This window comes from Pseudoxanthomonas sp. 134C1 (assembly GCF_057773065.1).
Window position 1 is genome coordinate 380,560 of the sequence record NZ_JBYMTH010000001.1, and the last position, 19,372, is coordinate 399,931.

17 protein-coding genes are annotated in these 19,372 nt (G+C 68.9%); 13 read left to right on the forward strand and 4 right to left on the reverse strand.

Translation table 11 applies throughout. The features are described from left to right. Positions 1–41: 41 nt before the first annotated feature. Together alr and AC3DEZ_RS01740 are read right to left on the reverse strand one after the other, a co-directional pair. Entirely contained in the window at positions 42–1,115 is a 1,074-nt protein-coding gene (alr, locus tag AC3DEZ_RS01735) for an alanine racemase (protein ID WP_488386666.1), read from the reverse strand. Continuing rightward, on the reverse strand, positions 1,094–2,401 hold the full coding sequence (locus AC3DEZ_RS01740) for a D-amino acid dehydrogenase (RefSeq protein WP_488386667.1): 1,308 nt from the start codon (positions 2,399–2,401) through the stop codon (positions 1,094–1,096). Before AC3DEZ_RS01740 ends, alr begins: the two co-directional genes overlap by 22 nt. Before the next feature lie 157 nt (positions 2,402–2,558). Here AC3DEZ_RS01740 and AC3DEZ_RS01745 point away from each other — a divergent pair, with 157 nt between their 5' ends. The 12 genes from AC3DEZ_RS01745 (at position 2,559) to AC3DEZ_RS01800 (ending at position 16,938) form a co-directional block, all read left to right on the forward strand. Continuing rightward, positions 2,559–3,038 (forward strand): Lrp/AsnC ligand binding domain-containing protein, encoded by a 480-nt coding sequence (locus AC3DEZ_RS01745; protein ID WP_141454834.1) that lies wholly within the window; start codon positions 2,559–2,561, stop codon positions 3,036–3,038. A 108-nt stretch (positions 3,039–3,146) separates the two neighbouring features. Continuing rightward, positions 3,147–5,243: a M13 family metallopeptidase gene (locus AC3DEZ_RS01750; protein ID WP_488386668.1), complete on the forward strand. Its 2,097-nt coding sequence runs from the start codon at positions 3,147–3,149 to the stop codon at positions 5,241–5,243. A gap of 388 nt (positions 5,244–5,631) precedes the next feature. Then, positions 5,632–6,471: an NYN domain-containing protein gene (locus AC3DEZ_RS01755; protein WP_488386669.1), complete on the forward strand. Its 840-nt coding sequence runs from the start codon at positions 5,632–5,634 to the stop codon at positions 6,469–6,471. A gap of 19 nt (positions 6,472–6,490) precedes the next feature. Further along, positions 6,491–7,084: a DUF938 domain-containing protein gene (locus tag AC3DEZ_RS01760; RefSeq protein WP_488386670.1), complete on the forward strand. Its 594-nt coding sequence runs from the start codon at positions 6,491–6,493 to the stop codon at positions 7,082–7,084. A gap of 89 nt (positions 7,085–7,173) precedes the next feature. Beyond that, positions 7,174–8,574, forward strand: a complete 1,401-nt coding sequence (locus AC3DEZ_RS01765; RefSeq protein ID WP_488386671.1) for a serine hydrolase domain-containing protein — start codon at positions 7,174–7,176, stop codon at positions 8,572–8,574. A gap of 174 nt (positions 8,575–8,748) precedes the next feature. Beyond that, a complete protein-coding gene (locus AC3DEZ_RS01770; protein ID WP_488386672.1) occupies positions 8,749–10,581 on the forward strand; it encodes a M61 family metallopeptidase in 1,833 nt (610 codons plus the stop codon). A gap of 234 nt (positions 10,582–10,815) precedes the next feature. Continuing rightward, positions 10,816–11,832 carry a beta-ketoacyl-ACP synthase 3 gene (locus AC3DEZ_RS01775; RefSeq protein ID WP_488386673.1) on the forward strand — a complete coding sequence of 339 codons (1,017 nt, stop codon included), beginning with the start codon at positions 10,816–10,818 and terminating at the stop codon, positions 11,830–11,832. Beyond that, positions 11,829–12,830, forward strand: coding sequence for an NAD-dependent epimerase/dehydratase family protein (locus tag AC3DEZ_RS01780; RefSeq protein WP_488386674.1), 1,002 nt, complete (start codon positions 11,829–11,831; stop codon positions 12,828–12,830). Before AC3DEZ_RS01775 ends, AC3DEZ_RS01780 begins: the two co-directional genes overlap by 4 nt. After that, positions 12,817–13,674 carry an MBL fold metallo-hydrolase gene (locus AC3DEZ_RS01785; protein ID WP_488386675.1) on the forward strand — a complete coding sequence of 286 codons (858 nt, stop codon included), beginning with the start codon at positions 12,817–12,819 and terminating at the stop codon, positions 13,672–13,674. Before AC3DEZ_RS01780 ends, AC3DEZ_RS01785 begins: the two co-directional genes overlap by 14 nt. Further along, on the forward strand, positions 13,656–14,819 hold the full coding sequence (locus AC3DEZ_RS01790; protein ID WP_488386676.1) for an ATP-grasp domain-containing protein: 1,164 nt from the start codon (positions 13,656–13,658) through the stop codon (positions 14,817–14,819). The genes AC3DEZ_RS01785 and AC3DEZ_RS01790 overlap by 19 nt, the downstream gene beginning before the upstream one ends. After that, positions 14,816–15,928, forward strand: coding sequence for a GNAT family N-acetyltransferase (locus AC3DEZ_RS01795; protein ID WP_488386677.1), 1,113 nt, complete (start codon positions 14,816–14,818; stop codon positions 15,926–15,928). The genes AC3DEZ_RS01790 and AC3DEZ_RS01795 overlap by 4 nt, the downstream gene beginning before the upstream one ends. Further along, the gene (locus tag AC3DEZ_RS01800; protein WP_488386678.1) at positions 15,925–16,938 is read left to right on the forward strand and encodes a Rieske 2Fe-2S domain-containing protein; all 1,014 of its coding nucleotides are present in this window, start codon (positions 15,925–15,927) and stop codon (positions 16,936–16,938) included. The genes AC3DEZ_RS01795 and AC3DEZ_RS01800 overlap by 4 nt, the downstream gene beginning before the upstream one ends. A gap of 51 nt (positions 16,939–16,989) precedes the next feature. On the opposite strand, the gene AC3DEZ_RS01805 is transcribed toward AC3DEZ_RS01800, so the two are convergent. Together AC3DEZ_RS01805 and AC3DEZ_RS01810 are read right to left on the reverse strand one after the other, a co-directional pair. Continuing rightward, on the reverse strand, positions 16,990–17,409 hold the full coding sequence (locus AC3DEZ_RS01805; RefSeq protein ID WP_488386679.1) for a VOC family protein: 420 nt from the start codon (positions 17,407–17,409) through the stop codon (positions 16,990–16,992). Beyond that, positions 17,406–18,128, reverse strand: a complete 723-nt coding sequence (locus tag AC3DEZ_RS01810; protein ID WP_488386680.1) for an iron-containing redox enzyme family protein — start codon at positions 18,126–18,128, stop codon at positions 17,406–17,408. Before AC3DEZ_RS01810 ends, AC3DEZ_RS01805 begins: the two co-directional genes overlap by 4 nt. Before the next feature lie 386 nt (positions 18,129–18,514). Between AC3DEZ_RS01810 and AC3DEZ_RS01815 the strand changes: the two genes are divergently transcribed. After that, positions 18,515–19,336, forward strand: a complete 822-nt coding sequence (locus AC3DEZ_RS01815; protein WP_488386681.1) for a hypothetical protein — start codon at positions 18,515–18,517, stop codon at positions 19,334–19,336. The last annotated feature ends 36 nt before the right edge of the window (positions 19,337–19,372 follow it).

A 19,372-nucleotide genomic window follows, 5' to 3' on the forward strand; every position in this document is an offset into this window, starting at 1 on the left:
GCCTTCAACAGCCGGATGGCTGGTCAAGGGGAAGCAGGTCGTCAGTCGCGATAGATCCGCGGCGCGCGCTTGAGGCCGCACAGCAGCGAGTAGGCGCTGCCGTTGGCATGGCGGGCCAGTTCGGTGACCGGCACCCGCGCACCCCACAATTCGACCCGGCTGCCGAGGCCCGCCTGTGGCAGGTCGGTGAGGTCGACGGTGAGCATGTCCATCGAGACCCGGCCGATCAGCCGGCTGCGTCGGTCATCGATGGCGACCGGCGTGCCGGCCGGGGCGAAATGCGGATAGCCGTCGGCATAGCCGAAGGCGACCACGCCGACCCGGGTCGGGCGTTCGGTGACGAAACCGCCGCCGTAGCCGATCGGTTCGCCGGCGGCGAGTTCGCGCACGCTGATGATCTTCGATTCGGCGGTCATCACCGGGCGCAGGCGATCGGCCTGCGGGTGCGTGGACGGAAAGGGATTGGCGCCGTACAGCATCAGGCCGGAGCGGCCCCAGTCGCTGCCGATCGCCGGCCAGCCGAGCAGGCCGGGCGAGTTCGACAGGCTGCGTTCGCCGGGCAGATCACCCAGTGTCGCGGCGAAGGCTTCCACCTGCTGCGGGGTGCGTTCGCTGTCCAGTTCGTCGGCGCGGGCGAAATGGGTCATCGCCACCACCGACGCCACCTGCGGCAACGTGGTCAGCCGCTCCCAGGCGGCACGGTAGTCCTGCGGGGCCAGGCCGACCCGGTGCATGCCCGAATCCAGCTTCAGCCAGATCCGCAGCGGCCGTTCCAGCGCCGCCTGTTCCAGCGCGGCGATCTGCCAGTCCGCGTGGATCACGCACCACAGATCATGCGCGGCGATCACCGGCAGTTCGTCGGCTTCGAAGAAACCTTCCAGCAGCAGGATCGGCGAACGGATGCCGGCGCCGCGCAGGGCCAGCGCCTCTTCCAGGCAGGCGACCGCGAAGCCGTCGGCGGCTTCTGCTTCCAGCGCCTGCGCGCAACGGACCGCGCCATGCCCGTAGGCATCGGCCTTGACCACGGCGAGGGACCGGCCGCCGGCGAGTTCGCGGGCGATGCGGTAGTTGTGGCGCAGGGACTGCAGGTCGATCAGCGCGCGGGCTGGGCGCATGGTTCAGGCTGGGAGTCGTGGCCGCCGCGGCGCGCGCCGTAGCGGGAAATGTCGAGGCCTTCGCCGCTGATTTGCGGCATGCGCGAGGCCATCAGGTCGGCCAGGTAGCGGCCCGAGCCGCACGCCATGGTCCAGCCCAGTGTGCCATGTCCGGTGTTGAGGAACAGATTCGAATACGACGTCGCGCCCACCACCGGCGTGCCGTCGGGCGTGGCCGGGCGCAGGCCGGTCCAGAAGCTGGCGCGCGACAGATCGCCGCCACGCGGATACAGATCGCCGACCACCATTTCCAGGGTCGCGCGGCGCTTGGGCGAGAGCGACAGATCGAAGCCGGCCACCTCGGCCATGCCGCCGACGCGGATGCGATCGTCGAAGCGGGTGATCGCGATCTTGTAGGTCTCGTCGAGGATGGTCGACGTCGGCGCCATCGACGCCTCGACGATCGGCAGGGTCAGCGAATAACCCTTGAGCGGATATACCGGCAGGCGGATGCCCAGCGGCGCCAGCAGCTTCGGCGAATAGCTGCCCAGCGCCAGCACGTAGCGGTCGGCGGTTTCCCGCCTGCCGTCGATGCGCACGGCGCGGATGCGGCCGCCTTCGGTTTCCAGCGCTTCGATGGTCTGGCCGTAGCGGAACTCCACGCCCGCCGCCGCGGCCATCGCCGCCAGCCGCTGGGTGAACAGATGGCAGTCGCCGGTCTGATCGTTCGGCAGGCGCAGGGCGCCGACCAGCTTGTCGGAGACGCTCGCCAGCGCCGGTTCGACCCGGGCGATGCCGTCGCGATCCAGCAGTTCGTAGGGCACGCCGTATTCGTCCAGCACCGCGATGTCCTTGGCCGCGCCATCGAGCTGGGCCTGGGTGCGGAACAGCTGGGTGGTGCCGAGCTGGCGGCCTTCGTAGCCGATGCCGGTTTCCGCGCGCAGCTCGTCCAGGCAATCGCGGCTGTATTCGGACAGGCGCACCATGCGCGCCTTGTTGATGGCGTAGCGCTCCTGGGTGCAGTTGCGCAGCATCTGCGCCAGCCACAGGTACTGATTGGGGTCCAGGCCCGGGCGGATCGCCAGCGGCGCGTGCCTGGAGAACAGCCACTTCAGCGCCTTCAGCGGCACGCCGGGCGCGGCCCACGGCGAGGCGTAGCCCGGCGAGATCTGGCCGGCGTTGGCGAAACTGGTCTCGCCGGCCGGGCCGGCCTGCCGATCCACCACGGTCACCTCGAAACCCGCGCGCGCCAGATACCACGCGCTGCTGATGCCGATGACCCCGCCGCCCAGAACCAGAACCCGCATGCCGATGCTCCCGCCAGTGATTCCGGACATTTCCCTGACCTGGAGGCCGGGTTTCCGGAGTTCGGCGAGTATAGGGACGGATGTATAGGGTTATTTTCCGTATTTGGTGGCAACATTGGGTAATTCCACCGAAAAGCCCGGTTTCCTTGGAGCCCGCATGACCCAGCGCCGCCGCGAACTGGACAAGATCGACCGCAACATCCTGCGGGTGCTGCAGGAGGAGGGCCGGATCTCCTTCACCGAACTGGGCGAGCGGGTCGGCCTGTCGACCACGCCCTGCACCGAGCGGGTCCGCCGGCTGGAGCGCGACGGGGTGATCACCGGCTACTACGCCCGGCTGGACCCGCAGTACCTCAAGGCCAACCTGTTGGTGTTCGTGGAAATCAGCCTGGCCTACAAATCCGGCGACATCTTCGAGGAGTTCCGCCGCGCCGCCCTGCGCCTGCCCAACGTGCTGGAATGCCACCTGGTCTCGGGCGACTTCGATTACCTGATCAAGGCGCGGATCTCGGAGATGGCGTCCTACCGCAAGCTGCTCGGCAGCACCCTGCTGACCCTGCCGCACGTGCGCGAGTCCAAGAGCTACATCGTGATGGAAGAGGTCAAGGAAACCCTCAGCCTGCCGGTGCCGGACTGAGCCCCGCCGCGGCGCCGGGCTGAACGGTCCGGGATGACGATGGGCACATGTCGCCCGCGCGCCGGACGGGAGTATCGTGGCCGCCTTTGTCCCATCCCGAGGTCCGTCATGCACGCCCACCGCTGGATCCTGCTGACCGCCGCGCTGTGCGGCGCCAGCGCCTGCAACCGCACCCCCGAACCGGCCGCCGAGTCGCCCAAGGCCGAAGCGCCCGCGGCCGCGCCGGTCATCGGCATCGATCTGGCCGGCCTGGACAAGGCGGTCGCGCCGGGCGACGACTTCGACGAGTACGCCAACGGCGGCTGGCGCAAGAACGCGCAGATCCCGGACGACCGTTCCAGCACCGGCGTGTTCCTGGAGGTGTTCCAGAAGGCCGAGAAGCGCAACGCCGATCTGGTCCAGGGACTGGCCAAGGCCAATCCGGCCGCCGGCACGCCCGAGCGCAAGATCGCCGACTACTACGCCGCCTTCATGGACGAGGCCGGCATCGAGCAGCGCGGTCTGGCGCCGCTGCAGCCGTGGCTGGACAAGGTCGACGCCATCGCCACGCCGGCGGATCTGGCGAGCTACCTCGGCAGCACCGTGCGCGCCGACACCGATCCGCTCAACGCCACCAACTTCGCCACCGACAACCTGTTCGGCCTGTTCGTCGCCCAGGGCCTGGAAGATCCCTCGCAGAACGTGGGCTACCTGATGCAGGGCGGCCTGGGCATGCCGGATCGCGAGTACTACCTGGCCGCCGACAAGGACATGGCCGCCAACCGCGGGAAGTACCAGGCCTACATCGGCCAGGTGCTGAAGCTGGCCGGCGCGAACGACGCCGACGCGGCCGCCAAGGCCAAGGCGATCTTCGATCTGGAAATGAAGATCGCCCAGGCGCACGCCAACATCGTCGACAGCCAGGACGTGCACAAGGCGAACAATCCGTGGGAGACCGCGGCGTTCGCCAGCAAGGCGCCGGGCATCGACTGGAAGGCCTTCCTCGAAGGCGCCGGCCTGACCGGGCAGAAGGTGCTGATCGCCTGGCAGCCCGATGCAATCAAGAAGCTGTCGGCGCTGGTCGCCAGCCAGCCGCTGCAGACCTGGAAGGATTACCTGCGCTTCCACGCCATCGATCACAGTGCCGGCCTGCTGCCGAAGGCCTATGCCGACGCCAGCTTCGAATTCCACGGCAAGACCCTGCAGGGCACGCCCAAGCAGCGGGATCGCTGGAAGCGCGCGATCGGCGCCACCAACGGCGCGCTGGGCGACGCCATCGGCCAGATCTACGTGAAGCAGTACTTCCCGGCCTCGTCGAAGGCGCAGGTCGAGGAGATGGTCAACAACATCCTGGCCGCGTTCCGCGAAGGCGTGGACAAGCTGGAGTGGATGACCCCGGCGACCAAGGAAAAGGCCAAGGCCAAGGCCGCGACCATGCGGGTGGGCGTGGGCTATCCGGAAACCTGGCGCGACTACGCCTCGCTGGAAGTAGAGGCCGACGACCCGCTGGGCAACGCGCGCCGCGCCGAGGAATTCGAGTATCGCCACCAGACCGCCAAGCTGGGCAAGCCGGCCGATCGCGCCGAGTGGTGGATGACGCCGCAGACGGTCAACGCCGTGCAGCTGCCGCTGCAGAACGCGATGAACTTCCCGGCCGCGATCCTGGAAGCGCCGTTCTTCGATCCCAAGGCCGATCCGGCCGCCAATTACGGTGCCATCGGCGCGGTGATCGGCCACGAGATCAGCCACGGCTTCGACAACACCGGCGCCGAGTTCGACGATCAGGGCCGCCTGCGCAACTGGTGGACACCGGAGGATGCCGCGCACTTCAAGGCCGCCGGTGATCGCCTGGTCGCGCAGTACAACGCGTACGAACCGATGCCGGGCCTGCACATCAACGGCGAGCAGACGCTGGGCGAGAACATCGCCGACGTGTCCGGCCTGGCCATCGCCTACACCGCCTACAGGAAGTCGCTGGGCGGCAAGGAAGCGCCGGTCATCGACGGCCTGACCGGCGACCAGCGCTTCTTCATCGCCTACGCGCAGGCGTGGCGCACCAAGACCCGCGACGCGGCGCTGCGCGCGCAGGTGATCGGCGACGGCCACGCACCGGGCCGCTACCGCGCCCAGACCGTGCGCAACGTCGATGCCTGGTACGCCGCGTTCCCGTCCAGGCCGGGCGAGAAGCTGCATCTGGAAGCGAAGGATCGAGTCAAGATCTGGTAATCCGGCGCTCGCGCCGCATCGTCTCGTCGCTGGAAACATCCGCAAACTGTTGCCCCTCCCCCGCTGGCGGGGGAGGGTTGGGTGGGGGCCAGTCGGAAAAACAGGCGCCCTGGCATCCGCCGCCAAGCCTGCACACCGCGAACATCGATCAGACAGTGACCGTGGAAAGCCCCCCCATCCCGGCCTTCCCCCGCCAGCGGGGGAAGGGGCAACCGCCGCATCGCTGCAATCATTCTGCAAGTTGAGAGAGAGGAGAGAAGGGCGGATGGCGGCATCCGCCCTTTTTTCATGTCTCCCTTTCGCCGCATGGCGTGCCGCCGGGTCCGATTGCGGCGGCGTGCGCGGACAGGCATAGTCCGCCGGGCATGCGAAACGACGCAGGAGCGCCATGAAGAACCGACCGGTCTCCCGCCCGGAACCCGATGACGAACAGCGCCGGCTGGCGGTACTGATCGATGCCGACAACGCCCAGCCCGCGGTCATCGAAGGACTGCTGGGCGAGATCGCCAAATACGGCGTCGCCAGCGTCAAGCGCATCTACGGCGATTTCACCAGCACCCGCATGACCCAGTGGAAGCAGGCGCTGCTGAAGCATTCGATCGCGCCGGTGCAGCAGTTCGCCTACACCAGCGGCAAGAACGCCACCGACAGTTCGCTGATCATCGATGCGATGGATCTGCTGTACACCCAGCGTTTCGATGGCTTCTGCCTGGTCTCCAGCGACAGCGACTTCACCCGGCTGGCCCAGCGCCTGCGCGAGGAAGGCCTGATGGTGTACGGCTTCGGCGAGCGCAAGACGCCGGATGCGTTCGTGCAGGCCTGCGACAAGTTCGTTTACACCGAGGTGCTGCGCAGCGAGACGCCGGCCGCGCAACCGCCGCCCGCCAAACCGGCGAAAAAGGCGACGAAGAAAACCGCCGGGCCGAAGACCGGACCGACCCAGGCCGAACCGACCGCCGCGCCGACGCCGGAACCGGCGCGCGGCGAAGCGCTGCCCCTGCGCTTGATCCGCCAGGCCATCGAGGAAGCCTCCGACGACCAGGGCTGGGCCTTCCTGGGTACGGTCGGCAGCTATCTGATCAAGATCCGCCCGGACTTCGATCCGCGCCTGTACGGGCAGAAGAAACTCAGCGATCTGCTGAAGCAGCATCCCCGCCACTTCGAAGTGGAAGAGCGCGGCGGGGATGGCGGCACCAGCCGGCGCTTCTACGTCCGCTGGCGCGACTGACCCCGGGAGCGGCGCGATGATGGAAGACAAGCCCCATGCGCCGGCCTGCGATCGCAACCGCGATCCGATCCTGGCGGTCCTGCGCCATCACTTCGCCGAAGTCCGCCGGGTGCTGGAAATCGGCAGCGGCACCGGCCAGCACGCGGTGTATTTCGCGATGAAGCTGCCACGCCTGATCTGGCAGTGCTCGGACGTTGCCGACCATCTGCCCGGCATCCGCCAGTGGCTGGACGACACGGATCTGCCGAACACGCCGCCGCCGCTGGAACTGGACGTGGATGGCGAATGGCCCGCCCAGCGCTTCGACGCGGTCTTCAGCGCCAATACCCTGCACATCATGGGCTGGGCCTCGGTGCAGGCGTTCTTCGCCGGACTCGGTGGCGTGCTGGGGCCGCGCGCCTCGCTGATCGTCTACGGTCCGTTCAACTACGAAGGCCGCTATACCAGCGAGAGCAACCGCGAGTTCGATGCCTGGCTGAAGGCGCGTGATCCCGCCTCCGGCATCCGCGATTTCGAAGCGGTCGACGCATTGGCGAACGCGCATGGCTTCCTGCTCATCGACGACGTCGCCATGCCGGCCAACAACCGCTGCCTGGTCTGGCGCAAGGCCTGAGTCGCGCCAGAGGTCACGGTGACTTCCGCGTGATGGTGCGGTGGCGATCGCCGGCCAGAATGCGCCATCGTTCCCACCGAGGTCACGTCATGCGCCGTTCGTTGCTGCCGCTCGCCTGCGCCGTCTCCCTGTTCTTCGCCGGTATCGCGGGTGCCGCCGAACCCGCCGGCAAGGCCGAGGTGGAACGCTACGCGCGCCAGTTGATGGAGAAAGCCTATCCGGCGGACGGCCCGGGCGCGGCGATCCTAGTGGCCCGCGGCGACGAGGTGCTGTATCGCGGCGCGCGTGGCCGCGCCAGCATCGAGCTGGGTGTTCCCCTGGATGCCGGGCAGGTGTTCCGGATGGGATCGATCAGCAAGCAGATGGCCGCGGCGGGCCTGCTCACCCTGGTCGAGCAGGGCAAGCTGTCGCTGGACGATCCGCTGTCGAAATTCCTGCCGGACTATCCCGGCGGCGGAAACGTCAGCGTGCGCATGCTGCTCAACCACACTTCCGGCATCAAGAGCTACACCGGCATCCCGGGCGTGATGGAAGGCCCGATCATGCAGGACCGCACGACGGCGCAGATGATCGAGACGTTCAAGGATCTGAAGCCCGACTTCGCGCCGGGCCAGGGCTATGCCTACAACAACTCCGGCTACGTACTGGTCGGCGCGATCATCGAGAAAGTCAGCGGCCAACCGTGGCACGCCTATCTGAAGCAGGCGCTGTTCGAACCACTGGGCATGCGCCATACCGGTTACGGACTGGAGCGCGCGGGCGTGATTCCCGGCATGGTCCAGGGCTATACCGGCGAGCCGGGACATCCGGCCAAGGCCGGTTACCTGAGCATGACCCAGCCGCACGCGGCCGGCGCGCTGGTCACCAGCGTCGACGATCTGCTGCGCTGGAACCGCGCGCTGCACGAAGGCAAGGTGCTGAAGGACGCAACCTACCGGCAGATGATCACGCCGATGGGCAAGGCGACCGGCAGCAGCTACGGTTTCGGCATCCAGTCGCTGACGCTGCGCGGCCAGCCGATGCTGGAACACGGCGGCGGCATCCATGGCTTCGCCACCCGCCTGCTGTACCTGCAAGGCAGCGACATCACCGTGGCCGTCCTGCAGAACACCGACAGCCCGGCCGAGGGCGAGGAGCCGGGCGACGTTTCGCGGCTGCTGGCCGCGTTCGTCCTGGGCGAGCCGTTCCCGGAGCCGATTGCGGTCGCGGTCGATCAGGCGCGCCTGCAATCCGCGCTGGGCACCTATCGCGCCGGCCCGGAACAGGTGTTCGCCCTGCGCCTGGTCGAGGGCAAGCCAGTGCTGCAGGAAGGCGAGCGCCGGCATGCGGTGCTGCCGATCGGTCCGGATGATTTCGTCTACGCGCACCGGCTCACCCGGTTCCGGATCGAACGCGACGGATCCGGCCGCGCGGTGACGATGCGCTACTTCCGGATGGGCGATGGCGAAGGCGAGCGCATTCCGCGCAGCGGCGACCCGCCGCCGCCGTAATGGCGCCACTCCGCCACGCGAACCACGCACCCACGTCGCCGCCATCGCGATGAACGGCTAGGATGGCGGCAACACAAAGCGGGGAATGCGCGCGGAATGTCCAGGTTGCCATTGGGGTTGTTGTGTTCGTTCGGTCTCTGTATCAGCGCTTGCCTCGCCGCACAGCCGATCCCGGTGCCGGCCACGTCCGCGCCGGCCCTCGCCAACCACGACTATCCCGGCGTCCTGCGGCTGGACGTCGACGCCAGCGACATCGACCGGCGCATCCAGCGGGTACGCGAGCGCATCCCGGTCGCCGCGGGACCCCTGACCCTGTGGTATCCGAAATGGATTCCCGGCAACCACGCGCCGACCGGACCGATCAACCAGATCGCCGGGCTGGTGATCACCGGCAACGGCCAGCGCATCGCCTGGCGCCGCGATCCCGGCGACATGTATGCCTTTCATCTGGACGTGCCGGCCGGGGTGACGGAGATCGAGATCGCATTCCAGTACCTGTCACCCACGTCCTCCGCGCAGGGCCGCGTCGCGATGACCCCGCAGATGCTGTCGCTGCAATGGCATCGCGTGCTGCTGTATCCGGCGGGCCATGACGCGCGGCGGATCCGCATCGCCCCGAGCCTGCGCCTGCCGGCGGGTTGGGAGTCTGCGACCGCGCTGGCGGTGGAGGCGCGCGACGGCGCCGAACAGCGCTACGCCGCCACCGATCTGCTGACCCTGATCGATTCGCCGGTCTACGCCGGCCAGCACTTCCGCCGCTTTGATCTGGACACCGGCGCCACGCCGGTGCGCCTCAACGCGATGGCCGATACGGCCGCGCAGCTGGAAGCCTCGCCGGCGATGCTGCAGGCGCATCGCGCGCTGGTGAAGCAGGCCGATCGGGTGTTCGGTCCGCGCCCGTTCGCGCACTACGACTTCCTGCTGGCGCTGTCGGACAGCTTCAGCGGCATCGGCCTGGAGCACCGCCAGTCCAGCGAGAACGGCACCTATGCCGACTACCTGCGCGGCGATGCGGCCTTCATCGACAACGATCTGCTGCCGCACGAATACGTGCATGCGTGGAGCGGCAAGTTCCGCCGCCCGGACACGACCTGGGCGCCGCACTACAACAGCGCCATCGACAACTCGCTGCTGTGGGTCTACGAGGGACAGACCCAGTACTGGGCGGTGGTGCTGGCCGCGCGCGCCGGGCTGTGGACGCCCGAGCAGGCGCGCGCGGTGCTGGCGAACACGCTGGCGACCGCGGCCACCCAGCCGGGCCGCGACTGGCGCGATCTGCAGGACACCGTGCACCAGGGCATCGTCGACTACAACGACGCGCCGCAGGCTTGGTCCAGCTGGCAGCGAGGCTACGACTTCTATTCGGAAGGTTCGCTGCTGTGGCTGGCGGTGGACGCGCGCCTGCGCGAGCAATCGCGCGGCCGTCGCAGCCTGGACGACTTCGCGCACCGCTTCCATGCCGGCGCCAGCGCCGACGCGCCGATTTCGCTGTATGGCTTCGACGACGTGGTGCGGGTGCTCGAAGAAGTGCAGCCCGGTGATTGGCGCGGCTTCCTGCGCGAGCGGCTGGAGGGACGGGGCGCCGCCTCGCCGCTCGATGGGCTGGAGCGTGCCGGCTGGCGGCTGGCCTACGCCGACGAAGCGAATCCGGCCATCACCGACGCGGAGGGCGCGGGCGGCAACGACGACTTCCGTTTCTCGATCGGCTTGAAGATCGCCAGCGACGGCGGCATCGAGGAAGCCATCTGGAATTCGCCGGCCTTCACCGCCGGACTCGCGAAGGACATGACGGTGATCGCGGTGGACGGCCTGGCCTACACCGGCGAGCGCCTCAAGCGCGCCATCGTCGCCGCCAAGGCGTCGTCGCGGCCCATCGAACTGCTGGTCCGCCAGGGCGAGCAGTACCGCGGCGTCCGCATCGACTACCGCGACGGCCTGCGCTATCCGCAACTGCAGCGCCTTCCCGGCACCGAGGATCGGCTGTCGAAGATCCTGGCGCCGCGTTGACGGCCGCCTTCACTGCGGGATCGACGTCGGTCGCGAGCGTGGTGGCCGGCGAGCGGCGGGACGTGATGGACACCGGAATCCACGATCGCGACTGACATTGCTCCCACAAGGACCCGCGGCAGGTAGCGGCAGGTGATACCGGGCGTGGCGCATGGCGTGCACGCGGCGGATCCCGCTTGCCGTCCGGCCCGCCCTCGCGCAGGCTGGCGGCCCCGGAACAGAACCACCCGCATCATGGATCAGGACATCGCCCTCGCCATTCCGCTGCGCATCCTGGGAACGGGGGAATACGTGCCGTCGCGGCGCGTGCCGTCGGAGGATTTCGACCGGCGCTGGGGCAAGCCGGCCGGATGGACCCGCCGCCACGTCGGCATCGATCACCGGTACTTCGCCGATACCGGCGAAACCGCATCGTTCATGGCCGCGCGCGCCGCGCACGAGGCCTTGCGCCGCGCCGGCCTGGAAGCCGGCGGCATGGACGCGATCATCAGCGTGGGCAGCGTGCCCGAGCAGGCGATCCCGTGCACCGCCGCGCTGGTGCAGCGACAACTGGGCCTGTCGGCCAGCACGATTCCGGCATTCGATATCAACGCCACCTGCCTGGGCTTCCTGGTGGCGCTGGATCTGGTCGCCGGCGCGTTCGCCACCGGACGCTTCCGGCGCGTGCTGCTGGTGGCGGGCGAGGTGGCGTCGGCCGGCCTCGACTGGAACGACACCGACACCGCCGCGCTGTTCGGCGACGGTGCGGCCGCGGTGGTGCTGGAGGGCGACGCGCGGATGAGCGATTCCCGTCTGCTGGCCACCCACATGGAAACCCACAGCGAGGGCGCCGGGTTCTGCCAGGTGCGCGCGGGTGGCACCCGGGTCCGTCTGGATGACGGTGTGGACGCGTATGCCGAGGCGTCGAAGTTCGAGATGTCGGGCAAGGCCACCTATCGACTGGCGGCGCAGCGCCTGCCGGACTTCATGCGGCGATTGTTCGCGCGCGCGGGCGTCCCGGTGGAGGAACTGCGCAAACTGGTGCCGCACCAGGCCAGCGCCAAGGCGCTGGACCATCTGGAAGTCGCGCTGCGGTTGCCGCAAGGCGCGCTGGTGCGCATCCTCGCCGACCATGGCAACCAGATGGCCGCGTCCATACCGCTGGCGCTGCATCACGCGATCGATCGCGGCGAGCTGCGGAAGGGCGACCGGTTCGCGATGGTGGGGTCCGGCGCCGGCCTGTCCTTCGCGGGCGCGGTGCTGCGGCTGTGAGCACGCATCGCCTCCTGGTGACCGGCGCCAGCGGCTTCATCGGCCGCCATGTCGTCCGTGAGCTGGCGCTGCGTGGTCATGAGGTGACCGCGAGCGGACGCGAGATGGTGCGGCTGGAAGCGAACCGGGAGAGCGCCCGCCGCATCCTGCGCGCGGATCTGGCCGCCGATCCGCTGGAGCCGCTGCTCGCCGGCTGCGACACGGTCGTGCATTGCGCGGCGCTGTCGGCGCCGTGGGGCCCGCGCGCGGAATTCCAGCGCGCCAACGTGCTGGCGACCCGGCGCCTGCTCGATGCGGCGCGCCGCAGCGGCGTGCGCCGCTTCATCCATCTCGGCTCGCCAAGCATCTACTTCCGCTTCCGGGACCAGTACGACGTCGACGAAGCCTTCGTCCCGCCACGACGCTGGATCACCGAGTACGCGCGCAGCAAATGGGAGTCCGAGGACTGCGTGCGCGAGGCCGGCGACGGTGCATTGCAGACGCTGATCCTGCGACCGCGCGCGGTGTTCGGCGAAGGCGATCGCGCGATCCTGCCGCGCCTGCTGGCGGTGGCGGAGCGCGGCTGGTTTCCGCTGGTGGCCGGTGGCGAGGCACTGATCGACGTGACCTGCGTCGACAACCTGAGCCGCCTGATCGCCGATTGCGTCGGGCAGGGCTGGACCGGTTCCGGGCAGGCCTACAACGTGACCAACGGCGAGCCGCTGCGGGTCGGGGATCTGCTGTCGGCGCTGTTCGCGCGCATGGGCCGCCAAGTCCGATGGGTGCCCCTGCCGCGCGGTCCCGCGCTGGCGGCGGCCTGGATCGCCGAACAGGTCGCGTTGCGGCGTTCGGGACAGCCGGAGCCGAAGCTGACCCGCTACGGCCTGGGCGTGGTCGGTTACGCGCAGACGCTGGACATCCGTCGCGCGCGCGAGGAACTGGGCTACCGCCCGGTGCCGGGCATCGCCGCCGGCCTGGAAGGTTTCGCCAATGCCTGGAGCGGCCATGACCGCGCTTGAGTGGCGTCTCTACGAAGCGGGCCACTGCACGCATCCGGAGCGGGCCACGCGCCGGGACGGACCGCTGCGGGCGTGCGAGTTTCCGGCGTTGGTGGCGTTGCTGCGGCACTCCGTGCATGGCTGGATCCTGTTCGACACCGGCTACTCCGAACATTTCATGGCGGCCACGCAGGCGTTTCCCGAACGCCTGTACCGCTGGGTGACGCCGGTGCGCCTGCAACCGCGCGATGCGCTGCGAGAGCAGTTGCGGCGTGACGGCATCGCCGCGGATGACATCGCCTGGATCCTGCTATCGCACCTGCATGCCGATCACATTGGCGGCCTCGCCGACTTTCCGCATGCGCGGGTGGCGCTGTCGCGGGAAGCCTGGCTAGACCTGCACGCGCGCTCGCGCCTGGGCGCGCTGCGGGTGGGGCTGGTGCCGGCCCTGCTCGGCGCGCGTGACGCGGCGACCCTGCACTGGTTCGAGGACAGCCCCGCGCTCGCGTTGGAAGGATCGCTGTCCGGTTTCGGCATCGCCCATGATCTGTTTGGCGATGGAAGCGCGCGTCTGATCGCGCTGCCGGGACACGCGGCCGGACACTACGGACTCTGGTTCGAGGATGCGCGGGGGCCGGTGTTCCTGGTGGGCGACGCCGCGTGGTCGACCCAGGCGATCCGCGACAACGTCCCGCCGCCGGGCATGGTCACCGATTGGCTGGGTGACACGCCGATCTACCGACGTACGCTGGCGCGGTTGCACGCGCTGCATGCCGCGGATCCACGCATCCGCATCGTGCCGTCGCATTGCCGTGAATGGCGGCCCGCGCGGACAGGGGAGGCGGCATGGCACCCGGCGTCCTGATCCTCGGCGCGCGCGCGCCGGTCGCGCTGGATCATGCGCGGCGCTTCGCCCGGCAGGGCTGGCGCGTGCATGTCGCCGACAGCATTCCGTGCCGGCTGTCGGGCTGGTCGCGATCAGTGGCCGCGAGCCACGCGCTGCGATCTCCGCGCCGGGATCCGGACGGGTTCGCCGCCGATCTCGATGCCATCGCCACCGGCCATCGCATCGACCTGCTGTTGCCCACCTGCGAGGAAGCGTTCCACCTTTCGCATGTGCGTGGACGCCTGCCGAAGGAACTGCATGTGGCGGTGGATGATTTCGACAAGCTCCGCACCCTGCACAGCAAGTGGGAATTCCTCGACCTCGCCCGCCGTCACGGGATGGACGTTCCCGACAGCGCGCGGGTGCGATCGCTGGACGAGGCGCGCGCCTGGGCGGGCGGACGCGGGCTGGTGCTGAAGCCGGAATTCTCCCGCTTCGGGGTCCACGTCCGCCTGCATCCACGGGGTCTGCCCGTCGACGTGCCGCCGTTGCCGGTCCAGGGCCCGTGGGTGGCGCAGGCATACCTGCACGGCAGGGAGCTGTGCTCCTACGGCATCGCCCATGACGGCGAACTGCTGGCGCACGCGGTCTATCATCCCGGCTGGCGATTGCGGCGCAGTTCCAGCTACTACTTCGCGGGCGAGGCGCATCCGCGGCTGCGTGACGCGGTTGCCGGACTGGTGCGCGGGATCCACTACAGCGGACAGATTTCCTTCGACTGGATCCTTGGCGAGGATGGCCGCTATCGGGTACTGGAATGCAACCCCCGCGCGACCAGCGGCCTGCACCTGTTCGCATTCGACGAGGACCTGCCGGCGGCGCTGCGCGGCGAAGGGCCGCTGCGCGAGCCGGCGCCCGGCAGCGCGCGGATGATTGCGGCGTTGATGCGCACCGCCGGCTGGTGGACGGCCCGGCGGGAAGGGCGTCTGGCAACCTGGCGGCAGGATTGGCGTCGCGCCCGCGACGTCATCGCGCTGCCGGGCGATCGAATGCCGGTGATCGGATCAATCGGCGATCTGGGATCGTACGCGCGACTGGCGCTGCGCCAGCGCTGCAACCTGCGCGAAGCGGCGACCCGCGACATCGAATGGGACGGCGAACCCCTGGGGCGGGGTGGACGGTGAGCGTGACGCCGCGCGACCCGGATCGTTTCGCCGAACGCGCGCAGGCCTTCGCCGCACTGCATGCCGGCGCGCGCGTGGACCGGTTCGTGCGCAATCTGTCGGCCCGCATCGAGACCCTCGAAACCGGCGCCGGACTCCTGCCGGTGACGGTGCACGATGCCGAACCGGAAAACGCCTGGGTCTGTTCGCCGCGCACGACCTACGTGGATTGCGCGGGCGAGGAAAGCGAACGCTACCTGCCCCGCTGGGCCGCGCGGGCGCTGCGGCCGGCGCTGGCGGGCACCGGCGCCCTGGTGGCGCGCGCGGGCCTGGATCGCGCGGTCACCGTGAACAACTGGCTGTTGTCGACCAACCTGTATCCGATCGCGCGTTCGGTCGACGTGCCGGTGTTGCTGCGGCAGGCGACCGAGCGCTGGCCGGACCACGCGATCTGGTTCCGCTCGCTCAACGAGACGGACGACGGACCGTGGCTGGATGCGCTGCGGCGCGCCGGCTGCCACTTGATCGCCAGCCGCCAGGTCTACCTGTACGAGGATCTGGACGCGGCCGTGGCCCGCCATCGCGATCTGCGGCGTGATTTGAGGGGACTGACGCGCACCGCGTTGAACGCCTGCGGCGACGCCGACATCACCGACGACGACTACGCGCGGATCGCCGAGCTGTACACCCTGCTCTACCTCGGCAAGTACTCGCGCTTCAGCCCGGCCTATACGGCGGAGTTCCTGCGCGCCTGGCACGCGGCGGGACTGCTGGAGTTCGAGGGCTTCCGCGGCGAGGACGGACGGCTGCTGACGGTGCTGGGCCTGTTCCGCCACGCCGGCACCGCGACCGCGCCGATCGTCGGTTACGACACCGCCCTGCCGCCGAAGCTCGGGCTCTATCGACTGGCGACCGCCTGCGCGTACCGCGCCTGCCGCCACCGGGGCTGGCGACTGAACTTCAGCGCCGGCGCCAGCGAGTTCAAACGCTTCCGCGGCGGCGTGCCGGCGATCGAATACAGCGCGGTGATGGCGGCGCACCTGCCGCGTCCACGACGCGCCGCGATTGGCGTGCTGTCCCAGGCCACGCGCCGGATTGGCGTTCCCCTGCTGCGGAGGTATCGCCTGTGAGCGACTGGCATCCCGCGCTCAATGCGCACTGGTACGCGGTCGCCCGCGCCGCCGCGATCGGTCGCGGGCCGCACGCGGTGTCGTTGCTGGGCACCCACCTGGCGCTGGCGCGGCTGGCGGACGGGCGCTGGGTCGCGCTGGAGGACCGCTGTCCGCACCGGCACGCCCCGCTGTCGGCGGGACGGATCGCGGGCGACCGCATCGTCTGTCCCTACCATGGCTGGTCCTTCGATGCCGACGGGCAGCTGCGCGCGGTCCCCGGCCTGCCGGAATCCGTGTCACCACCGCCGGTCTGCGTGCGGAACTTCCCGGCCTGCGAATACGACGGCTTCATCTGGGTGCGTCCCGGCCCCTCCGGCGAAGCGGCGCCCAGCGAACTCGTGCGTGATACGGATCCGTCCACGCGTCGCTTCCAGTGGCAGACCCGCTGGCCGGCCGGCGTGGTCGATGCGATGGAGAATTTCCTGGACCCGATGCATACCCATTTCGTGCACGCCGGTCTGGTGCGGCGCGAGGGAACGCGCATGCCGGTCACCGCGGTGATGCGGACGACGCCGGGCGGATTCTGCGTCGACTACCAGGGCAGCGGCGCGCAATCCGGCCTGCTGTATCGGTTGTTCGAATCGCGTCGCGTCGCCGAGCGCGCGTACTACGCCGCGCCTGGCAGCACGCGACTGGAATACGTCTACGCCAACGGCAGCCGGGTGTTGATCGATCTGCACTTCACCCCGTACTCGGCGGAAGAAACCGACGTGTTCGTCGCACTCCATGTGGAAGGGCGACGCGCGCCGGCCTGGCTGGTGCGCCTGCTGGTATGGCCGCTGCTGAAGCGGGTGAACGATCAGGACGCGCGCATGTTGCGCCTGCAGCGCGACAACAAGCGCCGCTTCGGCGAGCGGCGTGGCGCGTCCACCCCGCTGGATCTGGTGCGCGGGACGCTGGAACGGTTCTGGGCCGGCGAGGGATTGCCCGCGTCCGCGCAGGATCGCGTGGTCGAACTGCGGGTCTGATGCCGGCTTGCCGCCGACGCGGTCGCGGCTGACGTCGCGCCCACGGGGGAGTTACGGAATGAAGGTCTGCTCGGGGTCGTCGAAGGACTTGAACTCCAGCGCGTTGCCGGAGGGATCGAACAGGAACATGGTCACGTGCTGGCCGGGCTTGCCCTTCAGGCGCAGGTGCGGCTCCTCGTGGAAATCGATCCGCGCGTCCTTCAGTCGCCGGGCCAGCGTTTCCCACGCCGGCCGATCCAGGTTCATGCCGAAATGCGGCACCGGTACCGCTTCGCCGTCGAAGCGACCGTTGTGCAGCGGCTGGCCGTCGCCGCCGATGTGCGCGACCAGGTGATGGCCGAAGAAGTCGAAGTCCTGGTAGGACACGTCGCTGCGGCCCTGCGGGCAACCCATGATGTCGCCGTAGAAATGGCGCGCCTCGTCCAGATCGCGGACCGGGAAGGCGAGGTGGAACTGGGTGATGGCGTTCATGACGCGACTTCCAGCTGCGGGGTGTACGTGTTGAGGATGTTCTGCCAGAACAGGTTCCAGGCCGAGATGCTGCGTTCGTAACCGCGCGCCAGCTCGGGCAGAACGCCGGGATCGTGGCGCAGATACTCATCGATGGCCGCGCGGGTCAATTCGCCGTGGATGATGTCCTCTTCGCCGGTGTGGATGGTCCAGAACTCCCAGTCGATGCGTTCCGCGTTGGCGACCAGGTACGGATTGCGGCGCATGTGCTCGAACATCACCGACAGATAGGTCTGGCACAGGCATTCGCCGCCCATGCCGCGCAGGCCGACGCCGAAGGCGATCGGGTGGTTGGCCATGTCGCGGGTCAGTCCCTTGAGGATGCGCTCGTTGGCCGTCAGTGGTTTGTCCAGTTCTTCCCGCGGTACGTCGATGGTGGCGAGGAAGCGGTCGTACACGGTGGGATGCGCGCGCGCCGGATCGCCTTCGCCCAGTTCCTCGGCCAGGATCTGGCCGAGCAGGCTGCGCAGGCCGCCGAACGGCAGGCGCGCGACCAGCAGCGCGAGATCGCTGATGTAGTCGATGGTGAAGAACCGGTACTGGATGCAGACGTGGCGCAATGCCTCCGGGGACAGATGTTCGAGCACCTGCATGCGCTGCGCGGCCAGTGCTTCGGTGGCTTCCTTGGCCTTGTCGGCGAACTGCCAGAATTGATCGCGGGTCATTGCCTGGGTTTGCATGAATCGTTCCTGGGGGAAAGGAAGACGAGGCCAGCGATGCGTTGCCGTTGACCCCGGTGGGCGATGATGGGTATCCGCGGCGCGAGCAGAACGTGCACGCAAAGAAGAAATCCGCGCGGCTTCACGCGCTTGCGACATGTGCATGCTTATCGCGCGACGATCGCGTATTCATGGATGTGCAGCGATGCCGCCAGGGCACGACAAACATGATCCGTGCATGAAGCATCGGCCATGGCGCGCCTGTTCACCCGGATGGGTGAAGAGAATTGCACGCCGCATTCGCCCACCCGCGCTAGCATCGGAGCGCGCCGCACGGGAGTTTCCGCTCGCCGCTGTGGATGCAACTACCACCTCGCCGAGACGATCGGCATGAAGGCCATGCGCACATGCAGGAAACGAACATCCGGGTCCTCCCTTCCGCCCACGCCATCGTGGGACTTGCCGCACGCGGCGTCCCGCTGCTGTGGACCAGCGGTTGGGATTCCACCTTCCAGTTGTTGCGGTTGTTGCTGAAGCATCGATTGCCGGTGACACCCTATTACCTCGAGGATCCGGCACGCGCATCGACGGCGACCGAACGGAGGAGCATCCAGCGCATCACCGACGCCCTGCACGAAGGCCATCCGGAAACCCGCGCGCTGTTGCGGCCGCTGCGGGTGTTCCGGGTCGCGGACCTGGCGCGCGATCCGGTGGTCGGCGACGCGCTCCGCGAAGTCCGCTCGCGCGTCTACATCGGCAGCCAGTACGAATGGCTGGCGCTGTTCTGTCGCCAGCACGCGCCGGCCGGCATCGAGCTGAGCGTGCACGTGGACGACAAGGTGCAGGCATTGCTGGCCGACCGGGTGGAGTCGTTCGAGACGGTCGGCGGCTATCGCAGCCATCGCGTCGCATCGCGCCACGCGGGCTCCGCCGAGCACATCCTGTTCCAGCACTTCGGTTTCCCGTTGTTCCAGATCGACAAGCGCGCGATGGCGCGCGAGGCGGACGAAGCCGGATGGGGTCCCCTCATGGACATGACCTGGTTCTGCCATCGGCCGCTCAACGGCAAGCCCTGTGGCGCCTGCGCGCCCTGTGTCTACACCATCGAGGAAGGCCTGGCGTGGCGGGTGCCGCGTTCACGCCGGATGCTGTCGTTCTTCTACCGCAAGCTGGCGTTGCCGTTGAAACCGCCGCTGCGCGCCGCGCTCGCATCGGTGCGCCGGCGGTAACCGCGCGCGTCGGTTCCGGGAAAGTAAAAACCCCGC

What these genes read in the sequence shown, in the direction of transcription:
- alr (WP_488386666.1), bottom strand. Translation starts at nt 1,115, where the DNA reads ATGCGCCCAGCCCGCGCGCTGATCGACCTGCAGTCCCTGCGCCACAAC.
- AC3DEZ_RS01740 (WP_488386667.1), bottom strand. Translation starts at nt 2,401, where the DNA reads ATGCGGGTTCTGGTTCTGGGCGGCGGGGTCATCGGCATCAGCAGCGCG.
- AC3DEZ_RS01745 (WP_141454834.1), top strand. Translation starts at nt 2,559, where the DNA reads ATGACCCAGCGCCGCCGCGAACTGGACAAGATCGACCGCAACATCCTG.
- AC3DEZ_RS01750 (WP_488386668.1), top strand. Translation starts at nt 3,147, where the DNA reads ATGCACGCCCACCGCTGGATCCTGCTGACCGCCGCGCTGTGCGGCGCC.
- AC3DEZ_RS01755 (WP_488386669.1), top strand. Translation starts at nt 5,632, where the DNA reads ATGAAGAACCGACCGGTCTCCCGCCCGGAACCCGATGACGAACAGCGC.
- AC3DEZ_RS01760 (WP_488386670.1), top strand. Translation starts at nt 6,491, where the DNA reads ATGGAAGACAAGCCCCATGCGCCGGCCTGCGATCGCAACCGCGATCCG.
- AC3DEZ_RS01765 (WP_488386671.1), top strand. Translation starts at nt 7,174, where the DNA reads ATGCGCCGTTCGTTGCTGCCGCTCGCCTGCGCCGTCTCCCTGTTCTTC.
- AC3DEZ_RS01775 (WP_488386673.1), top strand. Translation starts at nt 10,816, where the DNA reads ATGGATCAGGACATCGCCCTCGCCATTCCGCTGCGCATCCTGGGAACG.
- AC3DEZ_RS01785 (WP_488386675.1), top strand. Translation starts at nt 12,817, where the DNA reads ATGACCGCGCTTGAGTGGCGTCTCTACGAAGCGGGCCACTGCACGCAT.
- AC3DEZ_RS01790 (WP_488386676.1), top strand. Translation starts at nt 13,656, where the DNA reads ATGGCACCCGGCGTCCTGATCCTCGGCGCGCGCGCGCCGGTCGCGCTG.
- AC3DEZ_RS01805 (WP_488386679.1), bottom strand. Translation starts at nt 17,409, where the DNA reads ATGAACGCCATCACCCAGTTCCACCTCGCCTTCCCGGTCCGCGATCTG.
- AC3DEZ_RS01810 (WP_488386680.1), bottom strand. Translation starts at nt 18,128, where the DNA reads ATGCAAACCCAGGCAATGACCCGCGATCAATTCTGGCAGTTCGCCGAC.
- AC3DEZ_RS01815 (WP_488386681.1), top strand. Translation starts at nt 18,515, where the DNA reads ATGCAGGAAACGAACATCCGGGTCCTCCCTTCCGCCCACGCCATCGTG.